Here is a 16161-nt window from a genome sequence, read left to right as displayed (position 1 = left end):
TTGCGCTCCCGTGCTGAAAGACTACCGGTTCCCGCAACAACTGCAATATGTACCGCTGGCCAACCCAGGTTGACACCGTCTCGCCTGATCGCCGCCCAATCCCGGCCAAGGTTATGCAGCGGCGCGCGCCACGCTTGCGCCTGTCACTCTCGCGCCCGGAACGTCAGCCCGATCACGCGCGGATCGCTGGGTGTGCCCAGGATCAGGCCCGAATTGCCCGCCTGGATCGTCAGGTTCTGGATATAATTCGCCTTGAACAGGTTGCGCGCAAACACCGCCAGTTCCCACCCTTGCGCCGATCGCCAGCCGATGCTGGCATTGGTCAGCGAATAGGCATCGATCGCGGTGTATTTAGACAGTGATGGATCGCCGTTGTAACTGCTGCGCCAGATCGTATCGCCATGGACGAAAACGCCGCCATCGCTGCGCACCGGCAAAACCCAGTCAACACCGAGCGATTGCGACCATTTGGGCAGGCCGACCAGCGGTTTGCCACTCAGGTTGCAGGCCGCGGTGCTGGCTGTCTGCAATTCCAGCGGACATGGCCCGGCGGGATAGCTGGTGTTCACGCCGTCGGCATACGCCAGCGATCCGGTCAGCGCAAAATGCCCGAGATGCAGCGCGGCATCGGCCTCCACGCCCTTTACCGTGACTTCGGGAATATTGGCGAGATACCCGCGCAACGCCACCGTCTGGCTTGAATCGACGACGGTCGATTGAAAATCGTGCACTTTGGTCTGAAACAGGTCGGCGTTGACCGTCAGGCGGTTGTCGAACAGCCGCGTCTTGACCCCCGCCTCCCACGCATCGTGCCGTTCGGGGCGCACCACGGCCGTCGCCAGCACCGGATTGTTGTTTGCATCGAGCGGCAGGCCCGACATGTTGATCCCGCCCGATTTGAAGCCATGCGCCCAATTGACATAGACCATCGTCGTCGCGGTGATCTGCCACGCCAGATTGGCGCGGCCCGACAGGCTGCCTTCATCATCGTGCGCGGTATAGTTTTGCGGGCGCAGCACCGACAATTTGGCAGCAACCAGCGCGGCGTTGTTTGTCGCAAGGCCGCCCGAGACGGACGTGGCATAGGCGCCGTTCTTAATTTCCTTGGTATACCGCGCACCACCGGTGGCAGTCACTCCGGGGAGGATATGCCAGTTTACTTCAGCAAATCCGGCATAGCTGTCGGCGGCAAAGCGGGTATCCCCGTTCTGGCCATAACCGTTCAGCAGGTTGGCCGGAACCGGCGTGTTCTTTGCCCCGGTGGTTGTGCCCAGCAACCACGGCGCTCCATAGGCGCCATAGACCGAAATCGGATGGCCGGTCAGCACCTGGCGGAAATAATACAGCCCGGCGACATAGTTCAGCGGGTGATCGCCGTTCGACGCCAGGCGTATTTCCTGGCTGACCTGATCCTGGCGCGACGGAATGTGCTGGACCGTCTGGATCTGCAGCCCGGTATAATCGCGGTCGTTGGCCGCATCCCAATCCCAGAACCGCCATGCGCTGATCGAGGTCAGCGTCGCGCCGCCCAGGTTCCAGTCGGCATTGACCGACAGCCCGCCTTCACTCGTATGCGAAAACACCTGCGCGTCGATATCGGTCTGGCGGTCGTAGGGATTGGTGCTGGGCGGGGCGTAATGCGCCGCTGCCGCCAGCGCGGGGTACTGCTTGGATGCGGCGCGCAACGAGGTGCCGACGCGCAGATAGACCTGCGTACAGCAATTGGCATCGAAATTGGTGTAGTCGGCGATCACCCGCACATGCAGGTCCTTGGTCGGCTCATACAGCAATTGCCCGCGCACCGCCTGGGTGCCAAGGCCATTGAGGTCCTGCCCCGTGCGAACATCATGGATCACGCCGTCGCGGCGCGTCATCTGCCCGGACAGACGAAACGCCAGCGTGTCCCCGATCAGCGGTGTGGTCGCGGTCGCCTTGACCTGGGCAAAATTGTGTTCGCCGTAACTGATTTCCTGGCTGGCCGAGGGGGTAAATTCGGGCACGCGCGAGATCACGTTGATCGCGCCGGCCGTCGTGTTCTTGCCAAACAACGTGCCCTGCGGCCCGCGCAGGACCTCGATCCGCTCGATATCGGTAAAATCGAACGCAGCGGTCGCCGGGCGCGCATGATAGACGCCGTCGATATAAAAGCCGACGCCGTTTTCCAGCCCGTCGTTCGACTGGCTGACCGCGACGACGCTCGATCCCAGGCCCCGGATCGTGAACGCGGTGTTGCGCGGATTGGCCGAGCTGTAGTTCAACGCCGGCACCAGCACCGACAACCCTTGCGTGTTGACAGTATAGCTGCGATCGAGCGCGATCCCGCCCACGACAGATAGCGCTGCGGGGACTTTTTCCGCATCTTCAATGCGTTGACGTGCGGTGACCAGAATGTCCGGAGTTGCATCGCTGCCGCTTGTTGCGGTCGGCGCGCTGTCGGCCAGCGCCGGCACAGCCAAAATCATCCCCGTTCCGGCCAGAAGGCCGGCAAGTATCCTGCGCATTTATAACCCCTGATCAGCCCGGACGCTTTCCCTCCTGAGAGCGTCCGATATTTTCGCGTATATAGCACGCATTGGGCTGTCAATCGGGTTCGCACGCGCTGTCGCTCGGTGGCATTCATGGCCACTGCGACGTGATCGGGAATGACCCTCGGGCATTGACACTGGCGGGTATGGGGTTGTTTTTGCGCGTATCCGGTGATCAGCCGGTGCGGTGCAGCAGGTCGTGCGCGATCAGGTGCTGCCCTTTGCGCGGGCATGACGCCGGTTCATCTTGCGGGCCTTGGCCAGCTCGGCTTCGAAATCGGCTCTGGAACTGGCCACCAGCGCGGGAAGCGCGCTGCGATCGACGAATGCGTCGGGCTTGCCGGCATCGGCTTGTGCCTTGTGTTCGTACAGCTTGACCATTTCGGGATGGCCGGTGAGCACGATATCGGCGTGCATCGTTGCCAGTTTGGCAAATGTCGCGCGAAATTCGGGCACGATCCGGGGATAGGCGTGGTTTGCGACCAGCAGGTTTCCTGCAACCGTGATGCTGCACAAAAACAGCACTTCGCGCGGGGTGCCGCGATCGTCGATCGTCATGCTCCAGCTGGTGCAGCCGGGGGTGTGGCCGGGCGTCAGGTGCGCGGTCAGCGCGAGCGGTCCCAGATGGATCGTCTGGCCATCGCCGACGACGTCATCGACTCCGGCCGCCGGCCAGCGCCGCACGCCATAATCGGTGTCGCCGCGCGGTGTCCCGTGTTCGAGCGCCTGGCGATCCGCCGCGCTTGCCAGCAGCCGTGCTCCGGTGTCGCGCTTGATCTGCGCAAGGCCTGCAGCATGGTCATAATGCGCATGGTTGTTCAGCAAGATGCGAACGGTGCGCAGCGGTACACCCAGGCTTTCGATATTGCGTTCGATACCGGGCACATTTTCGGCAAGGGTGCCATCGAGCAGGATCGCGCCCTGCGGCGACACGATCAGATAGGCGGCCAGGCCTTTCGATCCGACCTCGTAGATCGGGCCGGCGATGTGAAACGGTTTGGCCGGTTCGGACCAGTCCGCCGGGTCGGCCGCCGCTGTGGCCACTGCGGCATTGCCCCAAACCGCCGCGATCGCGGCCAAACCCAGGAATGCCAGATGCCGGATGTACATGGATGTTCTCCCACTGAATTGTGCAGACCGCCGGCTTGGTCTTATTCTGCCGCGATACTGCGCGGCGATGACGTCATCGCCGCCAACGCCTGCTCGATCCCGGCCAGCCGGGCATCGACCATGGCTTCGCGCGCCGATCGTTGCGCGGAAATTCGCAAGGCGTGCGCCAGCGGCGTGGCCAGGTCGGTCAGCACTTCGCGTTCCTGCCGGTCATACAGGCTGTCGTCAGGGCGAGGGCCGAGCAGCAGCCAGCGCGTGCCGTCTGCGGCGAGGGGGATGTGGACCGGGAACAGTGCGTCGCGCCGGCGCATGGTCAGCGTGCCGACGCGTCTGGCGTGCGCTGTGTCGGGCGCGGCAATGGCGGCGGGCTCGATCCCGCGCGCGGCCAGCACTTCGCCATGCGCGATCACCGCGCCGCGCAGCGTGTGCAACCCGTGCGCAAGGTGATCGAGCGCGGCGTGGGCCACGTGTGCCGGGTCCGATGTTTCGCCCAGTTCGGTCAGCAGCGGGGGAAGGTCGTGACGCAAGTGGATCAAATTCTTGCGGAAACGATGCTCGACCCAGTGGCTCAGCCTGTGGTGCAGCGGCGCGATCGCGACGGCTGCGAACGCGGCACCCAGTCCGCCGGCAAACATGCCGATGCTTTCGCCGAAATAGCGTTCGCCGATGATCTCGATCAGTTTTTCCGAACCGGCGAAAATCGCCAGCAGCACCAGCGTGAGCGTGCCATACAGCACCGACCGGCTGATCGCCGCCTGCGTATCGTACAACCGGTAGCGCAGCACCGACAGCACCACGCCTGCGGCGATGATCGCCAGCGGTGTCGTTTCGAGCAGCGGCGTGCAGATCCAGCTCCACACCTCGGCGTCAAAATCGTGATGGCTGTCGAGATAAGAGCCGTAGAGCAATCGCTGGGTAAACTCGAGCGTCACGCCGATGGTGAACCCGATCAGGGCCCAGCGCCATACGCGGCGCGCGGCGGGTGTTTCCCGGCGATAGCGGATGATCATGCCGGCCATCGCCGCCAGCACCAACCCGATCATGGCGTGCCCCAAGGGGTGGTTGCGCAGCTGGATCAGAAACACCAGCGGCATTGCCAGCATGATCCAGAAGGTCCAGCGCGGCTCGAACCGGCCGGCAGGAAACACCGCGACACTCATCAGCAGCCCAAGCGATCCGATGGTCCCGACGATCATCTCGATCGGTGTCGTGCCCGCGCCATCGCCCCAGAAATAACGGGCGAGCGAGGTGTTCATCGCAGATCCCAGCAGCGCCAGCGACAGCAGCGCGGCCACGCTGTCGCGCCGGCGGCCGAACAACAGCACTGCGCCCGTTACCATCACCATCGGCGCCAGCACGCTGACCACCGCGCTCAGCCAGGACAACGATACCGGCGTCAGCCCGGTGCCGGCGTACAGCGCGTCGGCGTGCGCGATGCCCGGCGTCACGAACACCGTGCGGGGCGGCGTCTGCGCATGCTGCACGACGAGCCGCACCGGCGCATGATCGTGCAGCAGGTGGCCGGCAATGCGATCGTCGAGCGCGCTTGGCAAAATCCCGCGCGGAATGGCCATGCCGTCGAGCGAAAGCAGGCGGTCGCCAACCCGCACGCCGGTATCATGCGCCACGTCGGGGGCGATGCGCTCGATGTGGCTGCTATCTTCGTCGGCCAGGGCAAGGCCAAGCTGGTGATGGCTATAGGCCTGGCCCGCGCCGGTGTGTGCGACGTGCCATGCGCCGCCCGCGATGCCGATAACGCTGATCGCCAGCAGCATGACCCAGATCACGCCATAGACGTTCGCCGCCCAGCCCCTGAGCGGTGGCAGCGCCGTTGGAATTTGCCAGTTTACCGCCATGTGTGTGCCCCCGCACGAATGTTGCCACGCTATCCGGGCGAAGAGCTAACGGGTTTATCGTCGCGCGAAAAGGGGCTGCGTACCTAGGCCAGGCGCAGGCGGCGGTGGAGATACCCGTCGCCAAAGCCGGCGATCCTGACGATCATGTCGGGATCGATGATCTCGAGGTTGCCGCGTCGCAAGGCCATCGCGCCTTGCAGACGCAAGTCCTTCAGTACGCGGTTGATATGCACCGCGGTCATGCCCAGGGCATCGGCGAGCAGGATCTGCGACAGCGGCAGCGACAGGGTGCCATCGATGTCTAGGCCGATGTTGCGGGCGCGAAGATACAGTTCGCACATCAGATGCGCGACCCGCTCGGTGCTGGTGCGCCGGCCCATGCTGGTGATCCAGGCACGCATCGTGCCTTCGTCGACCAGTTGGGAAATGTACATGGCGCGGGCGATATTGGGATGGTTTTCCATCATCGCGTCCATTTCGCCCCGTTCGATCGTGGCAACGCGCGCCGGGGTGATCGTCTGGATGCAATGATCCATCTGGGCCAGCAGGCCGACGTGCAGATCGCATGAATCGCCCGGCATCAGAAACGCCAGCACCTGGCGCGCGCCGTTTGGCAAAATCTTGTACCGGCAGGCCCATCCGTCGAGCACGATGAAGACCGGGCCGGGACGATCGCCCTCCCGGATCAGATCATGGCGCGCGGGGTACAGCCGTGCGCGTGCGATGGACACCGTCAATGCCTTTACGTCATCGTCATCCAGGGTGGCGAAGCCGCGTAACTTGTTGATGAAGCGATTTTCCATGTGCGCCTTGTCTCACGGCGCAGGCGCCAATTATACTGATCGTTGTTATAGACAATTGTTAAACCAGATGGAGATTGCTGCCAAGGAATGTGCTAGCCATGGTCATCGTCGGTATGGTTTGCGGCTCTGACGACTGTGGGCATCGATGCGCTCTCGCCCAACCGGAGCGCAGCAGTGAGTGATATCAGCAACGATAACGACACTTCGCCCGCGCGCCCCGGCGACATTCCCGATGGGCATGGCGAAGCTGCAATTCTGCTCGTGGAAAGCCTGATCCACGCGCTCGTCGCGCGTTTCATCCTCACCGCACAAGACGCAATCGACCTCGTCACGGTCGCGTTTGACGTCAAATCGGAAACCGGGGCCAATGAAGATGGCGCTCCGGATCCGGCTGATAAAGCGCTCTTGCTGCTGTCGTCCATCCGGCAAAGCCTGCGGGTGGATATTGCCCGGATCCCGCCTGAATGATGCCCGCGCAAGCGATGGCCGTAATCCAATAAACTAAAAAAGCTGGATTATTTCTGGTCAGTGACCTGATTAACGCGCTGACTTGCGCGCCGCAAAATGTATCATTTAGCAAGATACGTGTCGAACCAGTCGACCGTTCCCTGGTCAACCGCGCGCAAGTGATCCGGCTGGCGGATACCGTGCCCTTCACCGGCCAGCACCAGCAGGCGGGTCTTGACGCCCATCTCTTTCAGGCCGTGCCAGAATTCGGTCGATTGCGGGGTGGGGCATTCGACATCGCGTTCGCCGACGTAAAGGAAGGTCGGGGTCCTGGCCGCCTTGATCGTCTCCAGCGGCGACAGCTTGCGATAGATCGCCGGGTCGTCGTAAACCGATGCGCCGAAGAACGGGATCATCCAGGTGTCGATGCCGTTTTCGCCATAATAGCTGGTCCAGTTGGCAATGCCGGCGCCTGCGACCGCGGCATGAAACCGCTGGCTGTGCGTAACGGTCCACATCGTCATGAACCCGCCGTAGGAATGGCCGAAAATTCCGAGCCGTTTGTCATCGACCGGCGTGATCTTTTCCACCGCGTCGATGCCGGCCAGGATATCGCGCAGATCGCCGCCGCCGAAATCGCGGATATTGGCGCGGGCGAACGCCTCTCCCTGGCCATAACTGCCGCGGGGATTGGGCAGGAACAGGAAATAGCCGCGGTCGAGCAAGTGGCGCATCGTGCCCGACAGCGATGTGTTGGTGAAATACGTCGGGGTCGATGCCGCGCTGGGCCCGCCATGGACGACGACGACCATCGGATAGGTCTTGCCCGGCGCGACGGTTTTGGGCGCGAGCAGCCAGCCCTGCACAGTGCGGCCTTCGCTGGTCCAGGTGACGTTGCGCGCGGTTCCGGCGCCGGTCAGCCCTTCGTTTTCATGTGTGATCGTCGTGGCCAGGCCGAGCGTGGCGATCGCGCCTGCGGCCACTTCGGGGGCATGGTCGTAATCCTCGATCACCAGCGCGGCGCGTTTTCCGGTGGCGTCGAGCGCGACTTGGGCATCGCCGGCATGGGTGGAAACAGGCGCGGACCATAGTGTCTGCGTTTTCCCGCCAGCCGGATCGACCACCACGATCGTCTCGCGATCGCCGATCAGCGCGGTGGCCATGATGCGTCCGCCGCGCCATTGCAGCGACGTGAATGTGCCGGCGAACCCCGGCGTCAGATTGCGCGCCGTGCCACCCGACATTTGCACCAGCCAGATATCGCCGCCGACCGAGCCATAGTCGCTCATCAGCCCGCCGATATACGCAACGGACCTGCCATCGGGCGAAACGCGCGGAAAATTCATCTGCTGGGCGGGCGCGGCAATCGCCTGCGTGCTGCCGCTGGCCAGATCGACAGCCGCAAGATGCGCGACCCACCAGTTGTTGTCCCCATCGCCTTTGGCCAGCGTCGCGACAAACCCGGTGCCGCCCGGCGTCCAGTCGTATTCGTAGACAAAGCTGTCGGCAGGGGAGACGGCGCGAGGGGCGCCCTGCCCATCGACGGCCAGCACGGCGATGCGTTTTTCGTCGGTGTTTTCGCCGATATCGCCCACTTGCGCGGCGGCGGCCTGCGTCGCGCCGACCTCCTTGTGCGCGCCAGGAATGACCAGCAGTGCCAGTGTGCGGCCATCGGGCGCAAAGCGCGGGCGTTCGGCAACGCCGGTGATCACGGTCCGCGTGGTGACGGCGCCTTGTGTCACCAGGTATAACGTGGTGGTGCCCGCCTTGCGGTCATGGCCCAGGAACGCGATGCGGCGCCCATCCGGCGAAAACGCGGGATCCTGGTAATCGCACGCGGGGCAGGGATCGATTTGCGCGATCACGCCGCCCTTTGTGGCGTCACGGATCACCAGCGTCTTGTGCGCGATGGCGGTGGCATCGTCATGCACTTGCGCCTCGAGCACGGCGATGCGGTCGCCCTGCGGCGCGAGTGCAAGGCCGGTGAAAGTGTGGTGCTGGGCAGGGGCGGCGGCAACGGCGAGCGCGATCGCTGCGGTAAACATCGGCATTTTGGCAGGTATCCTTTGGTCGCAAGGAGAAATGCCGATTTTGCAGCACGAGCGCAATGCGGATTTCCGGCGTGCCCTCCAAAGCGCTGCCCCGCCGCACCGCTCTGTAATGGATTGATAGGGTCCGGACCCTGTTGCAAGATCTGGCCCGGCATGACGAGCTTTATCGGCCGGTGGCGGCTCCCTTGCGTCGGTGCCGAAACAGCCTTGCCGTGCGTTTCTTCATCCAGATCAGAACGCCGGTGATCGACAGCATCGTCAACACCGCGCCGATCAGCGTTTCAAACACCCGCCATGGCCAACCGAACACATTGGCCATGTGCAGCGCGACGATCCAGTCGGTAAAACGATCGGCCACCGGCGCGGTCTGCGGCATGATGGTATAGCGCAAGGCGCCGCTGCGATCGTCGAATGCCAGGCGCGCGCCGGCCACATTGCCCGAAACATCGCGGGCAGTGGCATAGCCATAGATATACAGGCCCGATGCCGGGACATGCCAAAGCCAGGCAGTGCCGCCAGGAATGCGGCGCGCGCCGGCCAGCGTTTCGCCGCGCCGGCGTGCCACCGCCGCCGGCATCGCGGGCGGCGCACCGGCTTTTGGCGCGCCGGCGCTTGCCATCATCGCAAATTCATTGTTACCGCCGGTCGCGCGCGCCAGCGGCGCATAAACCTGGGGCAGGGCCAGCGACACGCTCGACAGGGCCAGCACCAGCAGCACCGGCCATACCCACAGCCCGCCGGCGCGGTGGAGATCGAACGACAGCTTGTGGGCACTGGTGGTCCGCCGAACTTTCCACGCCGGCGCCCAGCGCGCGCGCCAGTTGGCCCGGCGCGGTGGCAGGGTCAGGTAAAATCCCACGAAGCAATCAAACGTCCACACGAGCGCGACCACGCCCATCAGCCATTCGCCATAGCTGCCGACCAGCAAGGTATAGTGCAGCCGGTACAGCATCGGCAGCAGGTTGACCGTGCCTTGCGTGATATCGCCCCACCGCCGGTGGCCGAGTTCCGCGCCGGTATAGGGATCGATGAACAATTCGTCCCAGTCGGGCTGCACCGCAGGCGCAGGGAAATACCCGCGCAGCCGCAGCGCATGGCCGGGCTCGATGCTGAGCGGCATGAAATCGGCAACCATGCCCGGATGCCGCGCCACCGCCGCATCGCGCAACGCGACGGGATCGCGCAGCTGACGACCGTGTGACGGCGCCAGCGTCAAATGCGGCGCCGTCAGGTCTTCCAGCGCGTCTTCCCAGGCGAGCGCGCACCCCGTCAGCCCCGCCACCGCCAGAAACAGCGCGGTGGTGAGCCCGGCCCAGCGGTGGACCACGACCCAGAACTCGCGAGTGGCATTGCGGCGTGACATTACCAGTGAAAGGCGATCGTGCCCTGCACCGTGCGGCGGTTGCCGTACCAGCACCAGGCGTCATAGGCCGGATACAGATAGCAGCTCGTCAGGTATTTCTTGTCGAACAGGTTGGTGACGTTGAGCGCCAGAGTCACGCCTTTCAGCCGCTGATCCATGTTGGCCATGTCGTAATGCAGCAGCGCGTCGATCACGGTGTACGACGGCGAATAATATTGCCGGTAATCGGTCGTGGTCAATGTCTGGTCGAACACGCCGGCATAGACCCGATCGACACGGCGCACGCCCGCGCCCACATTCAGGCTTTTGAGCGGGCCCTGTTTCGCGGTCCAGTCGACATTGACCGCCAGGTTGCCGTCGCCTGCGCCGATCAGGCCGCCGCCGACCGCACGCGTGTCGGCATCGGCGATATCGCGGACATGCTGATGGCTGTAGGCGGCGCGAAGGTTGAAGCCGTAGGGCAGCGGTGCATTGGCCTCGATTTCAAAGCCTTCGGAGCGATACTTGCCAGACTGCGTAGAGGCGAACGTGGCCGGATTGCTGGTCAGCACACCGGTCTGGACGATGTGATACCATGCCGCGCTGATCAGGATCGGCGTGCCCGGCGGTTGATATTTCGCGCCGACTTCGACCTGTTTGCCCAGCGACGGCTTGGCCAGGCTGCCATCTTCAAGTCGGGCAATTTGCGGTTCGAACGAGGTCGCGTAACTGACATAGGGCGCCAGACCGAAATCGGTCTTGTACAACAGGCCGGCACGACCGGTGAATTTGCGATCGTGCTGGGTATTGGTGCCGTCGTTTGTTTCCGCCCAGTCATGGCGCCCGGACACCACCAGGCGCAATCCGCCCCAGCTCATCGCATCCTGCGCATAAATACCGGTCTGATGCAGATGGTAGTCATATGTGCCAGGGGTGGCACCGGGTGTCGTATAGGGCGATTGCGGCACGGGTTGCGTGCCATAGACCGGCGCATAAGGGGTGATCGTGTTTGCCGAGCCGAAGGCCGCGACTTCGAGCGAGTGCGCGGTCTGGTAATCCACGCCGAACAACAACGCGTGCGTGACCGGGCCGGTGGTCGCCTTGCCCGTCAGCTGGTTATCGAACGTCCAGTTCTTCAGCTGTTCGTGCGTGGCATAGCTGCCCCGGCCAAACACCGTATCGTTGGTTTCAGGCATCGGCACGCCGAATTCATAGATCGCGCCCAGATCGCTGCCGACGAACTGATAGCGGCCGCTTGCGCGGAACTTCCATCCGCTGCCGAAATCGTGGTTCAGGATATAGGTGCCGGCGGCCTGGTTGCGGCGGAAGAAATCGTCGGGCTCGCCGTCGGCATATTTGGTGCTGATCGGGCCATTGGGGTTGGCGAACAGCGTGCCATAGCCGGGCGCGGCGCTGTAATTGCCGTTCTTCGGGTCGTGCGAATAGGCGCCGAGCACGGTCAGCGAGGTGTCGGGGGCGAATTTCCAGGTCAGCGCCGCGCTGATCGTCTGGCGCGCGCGGCTGCCGAACGTCTGTTCGGTGTGCGCGCCGTTGACGCTGCCATAGACGCGCAAGGCCACGGTGTCGGACAGCTTGCCGCCAACATCGGCATCGACCCGGTACAAGTCATAGGATCCATATGTCGCGGCGACCGAGCCGTACATCGCCTGGTCGAGCGGCAATTTGCTGCTCATCGCGACCAGGCCGCCGGGGCTGGACTGGCCATACAGCGCCGAGGCCGGGCCCTTGACGACCTCGATGGTTTCGATCCGCGACAGATCGACTTGCGGCACGGCATAGCCGGTGGCGCTGCCGAACTGCTTCAGCCCGTCGAGATAGACCGGGACGGTAAACCCGCGCAGCGTGAACTGGTCATAGATCTCGGCGCCTGCGCCACGCGTTTCGGGCGTGACGCCCGCGACATAGCGCAGCGACTGGTTGAGATTGGCCAGGCCCAGGTCGGCGATGTCCCTTGCGCTGATCACGCTGATCGATTGCGGCGTTTCGGCAATCGGCAATGCGGATTTGGTGCCGGCGTCGGCGGTAACGTCGGCCCTTGCAGCGGTTACGACGATCGTATCGGCGGTGTCGACATTGGCGGCCGGCGTTTCGGCGGCGTGTGCCGATATGGCGACAGCCATGAGCGAGGCCGATGCGAGCGTGAGGGCGAAATAGCGCAAATCCTGTTCCTTGTAACTGGCCCCGCTGCAGCGGACACGGCAGGAGGCACGACTTGACCGGGCCCGGAACGCGCGGGCGTTCGGGCAGGTCTGGTTGATAGTGGGCGGTGTTGGCCAATTCCCTTGACAGGCCCTTCGCTAATGAAAGTCGTTCGCATTAGCAAGTGGTAATGTTCGAGCTTCCGAACTACGCGAATGTTGGCTTTAATTGATGGGCCTGATTGCCAGCGTGGCATTGTCCTGCTCTTTTGCCGCGTGGAAGTGCGGTGCTGGATCAGGAGCAAGTGGTGGCAGTTTCGCAAGGGCTTTCAGGCCCGATCAGCGCGCGCGAGCGGCAGCGCGGCATTGTGATGGTGGCGGCATCGGCAGTGCTGTGGAGCACGGCGGGCCTGTTTGTGCGCATGGCCACGCTCGACACCGCGACCCTGGTGCTGTGGCGTTCGTTGTTCGCCGCGCTGGCGCTGGGCGGGCTGGCGGTTGCGCGTCGCGGGCCAAAGGCGCTGACCGGCGTGGTGCGCAGTGGGCCGGTCGGCGCGCTGTTTGTCGGCACATCGGTCGTGTCGAGCACGGCCTATGTGCTGTCGCTGCGCCTGACGACAGTGGCGAATGTGATGACGGTCTATGCGGTGCTGCCCTTCGTTGCGACTGCAATCGGGTTCGTCTGGATCGGCGAGCGGGTGACGCGGCGGTTCCTGATCGCCGGCGGACTTGCGGCAGCAGGGATTGCCGCGATGGCAGGTGCTTCGGCGGGCGCGGGGGATCTGCTGGGGATCGCTGCGGCGTTTACGATGACGATCGGGTTTGCCGTGCAACTCGTTGCCATCAAACGGCATGGCAATGTCGATGTGATTGCGCTCAACGCATGCGCGGCGATGTGTTGCGTGCCGGTCGTCCTGCCGTTCGCGCATCTGTTGATCCCCACGCCGATGCAACTGGTGGCCTGCGCGCTGTATGGCACGATGACCACGGGCATGGCCTATGTTCTGGCGCTCGAGGGCGGGCGGCGGGTTTCGCCGGGGGAGGCGGGATTCATCTCGATGCTTGATGTCGTGCTGGGCCCGTTATGGGTGTGGCTGGCGTTTGCAGAAGCGCCAGGGCTCGCGGTGTTGCTGGGCGGCGGCGTCGTGCTGGGCTCGGTCGTCTGGTACCTGGCGACGCTGCCGCCGAAAGATGATGCCGATTATGCAGCGCCGGTGCCGGTTCGTGCGGAGGTCGATCTGGCAGGGTGACATACGGGTGACGAACCGGTGTGTTTCTGTGTCATTGGCGTGGGCATTTGCGGGTCATTGGCAATTTGCGAAAAAACCGGTCCCACTTTCGGGCACGATGCTCTAGAAGCGCGGCCATGCCTGGAGATATATTAGACAATCGCGGTCGCGGTACCGCCGGCTGGAGCTGGCCCTCGATCCATCCCGAAGGCCGCAAGTTCGGCGCCATTGCTGCGGTTGCGGCGCTGGTCGTCGGCTTTTTCGGCTGGAGCTTCATAGCGTGGCCGCTGGTCGGACTGACGGTTTGGATTCTGGCGTTTTTTCGCGATCCGGAGCGCGTCACGCCGCGCGACGATGCCTACATCGTCGCGCCGGCCGACGGTCTGATCACGCTGATCCAGAAAGTACCGCCGCCGCGCGAGCTGTCGGCCAACGATGGCACCGGGGTTATCGGCATGGGCACCGCGCCGGTCACGCGCGTGTCGATTTTCATGTCGGTGTTCGATGTGCATATCAACCGCGCGCCGATCGGCGGCACCATCCGCCGGGTCGTGTATATTCCGGGCAAGTTCCTCAACGCCGATCTCGACAAGGCCAGCGACGAAAACGAGCGCCAGCACTTCCTGGTCGAGCGCGGTGATGGCCTGCACATCGGGTTTACCCAGATTGCCGGGCTGGTCGCGCGCCGGATCGTGCCGTTCGTCAAGGCGGGCGATATCGTCGCTGTGGGCCAGCGTGTCGGCCTGATCCGCTTCGGCAGCCGCGTCGATGTCTATCTGCCCGAAGGCACCGAGCCCAAAGTGCTGGTCGGTCAGCGCGTCGTCGCGGGTGAAACCGTATTGGCCGAAGTCGGCCAGGCGCTGTTGATCGAGGGCGTCCGGCAGTGATCCCCGGACCCGACGATGAGTCGGGCGACGAGTGTGCCGAATTGGGCGAAGGCGATGCAGTCGGTTACGATTTCGGCCGCCGGCCCCTGCCGCCCGGGCTGACATTGCGTGGGCTGGTGCCCAATGCGATCACTTCGGCGGCGCTGTGCTGCGGTTTGACCGGGATCCGCTTTGCGATTGGCGGGGATTTTCATTCGGCCGTGCTGGCGGTCATTCTGGCCGGGATGCTCGACGGCCTGGATGGGCGGGTCGCGCGCGCGATGCGCGCATCATCGCGGTTTGGTGCGGAACTCGACAGCCTGTCCGATGCGATTGCCTTTGGCGTCGCACCGGCGCTGATCCTGTATCTGTGGACATTGCAACAGATCCCGCGCGTGGGCTGGTTTGCCGCGCTGGCGTTGGCGGTTTGCTGTGCGCTGCGGCTTGCGCGGTTCAACGCGCAGATCGATCTGGCCGATCAACCGCACAAGAGCGCCGGCTTTCTGACCGGAGTGCCCGCACCTGTCGGGGCGGGGCTTGCGCTGATGCCGGTTTATATGTGGATCGCCAGTGGCCAAGACGGATTTCGCAGTCCGGTCCCGGTGGCGATCTGGACTGCGCTGATTGCGTTTCTGATGATTTCGAACACCGCCACGCTTGGCTGGACCGGCCTGCGCCCGCGCCGCGCCATCCGGCTTGAAGTGATCGGCCTGATCGGGCTGGTTTTTGCTGCGCTGTTGACCGAGCCCTGGTGGACGTTGACTGGCATTTGCGCGGTCTATGTCGCGCTGCTGCCCGTCGGCGTGATCCGTTATCGGCGGGTCAAGCGGCCACGTGGAACCGCGCGGCGGTAAAACGGCGCGCATCGGTGCGCGCGCCATGACGCGCCTGGCCCTTGGCCACGCGTTTGGCAAACACCTGCGGGATCACTGCCGCCTCTGCAATCGCGGCTACAGGTGCAGGCGTGCCATCATGGCGCGGCGTTTCGATCAGCGACACCAGATAAACGCGATCGAGAGCAAGCGGATCGGCGGCCAGCGCGCGACGTTGGCCCGACAGGAAACGCACCTTTGGCAGGGCGTTGCAGATGCTGGTAACGATCACCGCAGTGCTGGCGCATCCGGCGCTGGCAAAAACGAGCGTTGCAAACATTGCGATCATGGCAACAAACTCCTCAAACCGGGCCGGTCCCGCAGCGCGGTGTGGCCGAAAATTTCCATACCGGATGTCACCGCCGGAGGCTGCGACATCGTAAAAGTTGCAAAGAGATTAAAGCGTTGCAGCATACCTGTGGATAACTGTGCGCCTGATCGATTTGTTCCGTACTTAGGGTTTTTCCCTATGGCGCAGGACATACGATCTCTCTTTGTTCCACTTTTATTCCATTCCTGTTCCAACCCGTCAAGCGAGATTGTGTATCCTGCCGGACTTGCCAGCCAAATTTGTCGCAAGTGCCGGAACAAAGCGCGTTTTTTTCGATCGATTACCGCCCAAACACGGTGAATTGCGCTTAGTGTTTGCCCCATGGTGGATGAATCGGGGCATTCAGAGGTCCGCTTGACACGAATCGAATCGCTAAAGCGCGAATCGGTCTGGATTTTTACAGGTGGATTTTCACCCGGACAGGGTTTAAGCGCCCGATCGTCGCACACAGATTCGGGCATTCGGCCCAAATCAAACCCCGTGCGGCACCATGTAACTCCACATGGACGGATAACATACCGGTGCCCCCCGCATGCCTGCGTCGGGTTCCTTCCGTCCAGAGGTCTAACC

Annotated in this window: 13 protein-coding genes; 4 read left to right on the top strand and 9 right to left on the bottom strand. The window is 63.6% G+C overall.

The window, feature by feature from the left end:
• Positions 1 to 143: 143 nt before the first annotated feature.
• The 4 genes from ACOOE2_RS14075 to ACOOE2_RS14060 form a co-directional block, all read right to left on the bottom strand.
• Positions 144 to 2501, bottom strand: coding sequence for a TonB-dependent receptor (locus tag ACOOE2_RS14075; protein ID WP_420383617.1), 2358 nt, complete (start codon positions 2499 to 2501; stop codon positions 144 to 146).
• 231 nt (positions 2502 to 2732) lie between these two features.
• Positions 2733 to 3635 carry a subclass B3 metallo-beta-lactamase gene (gene bla / locus ACOOE2_RS14070; RefSeq protein ID WP_420383616.1) on the bottom strand — a complete coding sequence of 301 codons (903 nt, stop codon included), beginning with the start codon at positions 3633 to 3635 and terminating at the stop codon, positions 2733 to 2735.
• Positions 3636 to 3676: 41 nt separating this feature from the next.
• Positions 3677 to 5491, bottom strand: coding sequence for a hypothetical protein (locus tag ACOOE2_RS14065; protein ID WP_420383615.1), 1815 nt, complete (start codon positions 5489 to 5491; stop codon positions 3677 to 3679).
• 83 nt (positions 5492 to 5574) lie between these two features.
• On the bottom strand, positions 5575 to 6222 hold the full coding sequence (locus tag ACOOE2_RS14060; protein ID WP_420383614.1) for a Crp/Fnr family transcriptional regulator: 648 nt from the start codon (positions 6220 to 6222) through the stop codon (positions 5575 to 5577).
• Between the two features lie 246 nt (positions 6223 to 6468).
• Here ACOOE2_RS14060 and ACOOE2_RS14055 point away from each other — a divergent pair, with 246 nt between their 5' ends.
• A complete protein-coding gene (locus tag ACOOE2_RS14055) occupies positions 6469 to 6762 on the top strand; it encodes a hypothetical protein (RefSeq protein WP_420383613.1) in 294 nt (97 codons plus the stop codon).
• Between the two features lie 101 nt (positions 6763 to 6863).
• Here ACOOE2_RS14055 and ACOOE2_RS14050 read toward each other — a convergent pair whose 3' ends face one another.
• From ACOOE2_RS14050 to ACOOE2_RS14040, 3 genes are all read right to left on the bottom strand, one after another.
• The gene (locus tag ACOOE2_RS14050; RefSeq protein WP_420383612.1) at positions 6864 to 8792 is read right to left on the bottom strand and encodes a prolyl oligopeptidase family serine peptidase; all 1929 of its coding nucleotides are present in this window, start codon (positions 8790 to 8792) and stop codon (positions 6864 to 6866) included.
• Positions 8793 to 8955: 163 nt separating this feature from the next.
• Entirely contained in the window at positions 8956 to 10155 is a 1200-nt protein-coding gene (locus ACOOE2_RS14045) for a PepSY-associated TM helix domain-containing protein (RefSeq protein WP_420383611.1), read from the bottom strand.
• On the bottom strand, positions 10155 to 12314 hold the full coding sequence (locus ACOOE2_RS14040; protein ID WP_420383610.1) for a TonB-dependent siderophore receptor: 2160 nt from the start codon (positions 12312 to 12314) through the stop codon (positions 10155 to 10157). The genes ACOOE2_RS14045 and ACOOE2_RS14040 overlap by 1 nt, the downstream gene beginning before the upstream one ends.
• 287 nt (positions 12315 to 12601) lie before the next feature.
• Between ACOOE2_RS14040 and ACOOE2_RS14035 the strand changes: the two genes are divergently transcribed.
• The 3 genes from ACOOE2_RS14035 to ACOOE2_RS14025 all read left to right on the top strand — a co-directional run bounded on the left by ACOOE2_RS14035 (position 12602) and on the right by ACOOE2_RS14025 (position 15242).
• Entirely contained in the window at positions 12602 to 13543 is a 942-nt protein-coding gene (locus tag ACOOE2_RS14035) for a DMT family transporter (RefSeq protein WP_420383609.1), read from the top strand.
• A 116-nt stretch (positions 13544 to 13659) separates the two neighbouring features.
• Complete coding sequence (locus ACOOE2_RS14030; protein WP_420383608.1) at positions 13660 to 14409, top strand: phosphatidylserine decarboxylase; 750 nt, start codon at positions 13660 to 13662, stop codon at positions 14407 to 14409.
• The gene (locus ACOOE2_RS14025; protein WP_420383607.1) at positions 14406 to 15242 is read left to right on the top strand and encodes a CDP-alcohol phosphatidyltransferase family protein; all 837 of its coding nucleotides are present in this window, start codon (positions 14406 to 14408) and stop codon (positions 15240 to 15242) included. Before ACOOE2_RS14030 ends, ACOOE2_RS14025 begins: the two co-directional genes overlap by 4 nt.
• Here the strand turns inward: ACOOE2_RS14025 and ACOOE2_RS14020 are convergent.
• Together ACOOE2_RS14020 and ACOOE2_RS14015 are read right to left on the bottom strand one after the other, a co-directional pair.
• Positions 15211 to 15549, bottom strand: coding sequence for a hypothetical protein (locus ACOOE2_RS14020; RefSeq protein ID WP_420383606.1), 339 nt, complete (start codon positions 15547 to 15549; stop codon positions 15211 to 15213). The two genes, ACOOE2_RS14025 and ACOOE2_RS14020, sit on opposite strands and share 32 nt — an antisense overlap.
• Complete coding sequence (locus tag ACOOE2_RS14015; RefSeq protein ID WP_420383605.1) at positions 15546 to 16052, bottom strand: hypothetical protein; 507 nt, start codon at positions 16050 to 16052, stop codon at positions 15546 to 15548. The genes ACOOE2_RS14020 and ACOOE2_RS14015 overlap by 4 nt, the downstream gene beginning before the upstream one ends.
• Positions 16053 to 16161: the final 109 nt, after the last annotated feature.

The sequence above is a fragment of the Novosphingobium sp. genome (genome assembly GCF_965214355.1).
In the GTDB taxonomy this organism is placed as follows: Bacteria; Pseudomonadota; Alphaproteobacteria; order Sphingomonadales; family Sphingomonadaceae; genus Novosphingobium.
The sequence above is the reverse complement of the archived record's forward strand: the minus strand, read 5'-3'. Positions and strand labels throughout refer to the sequence as shown.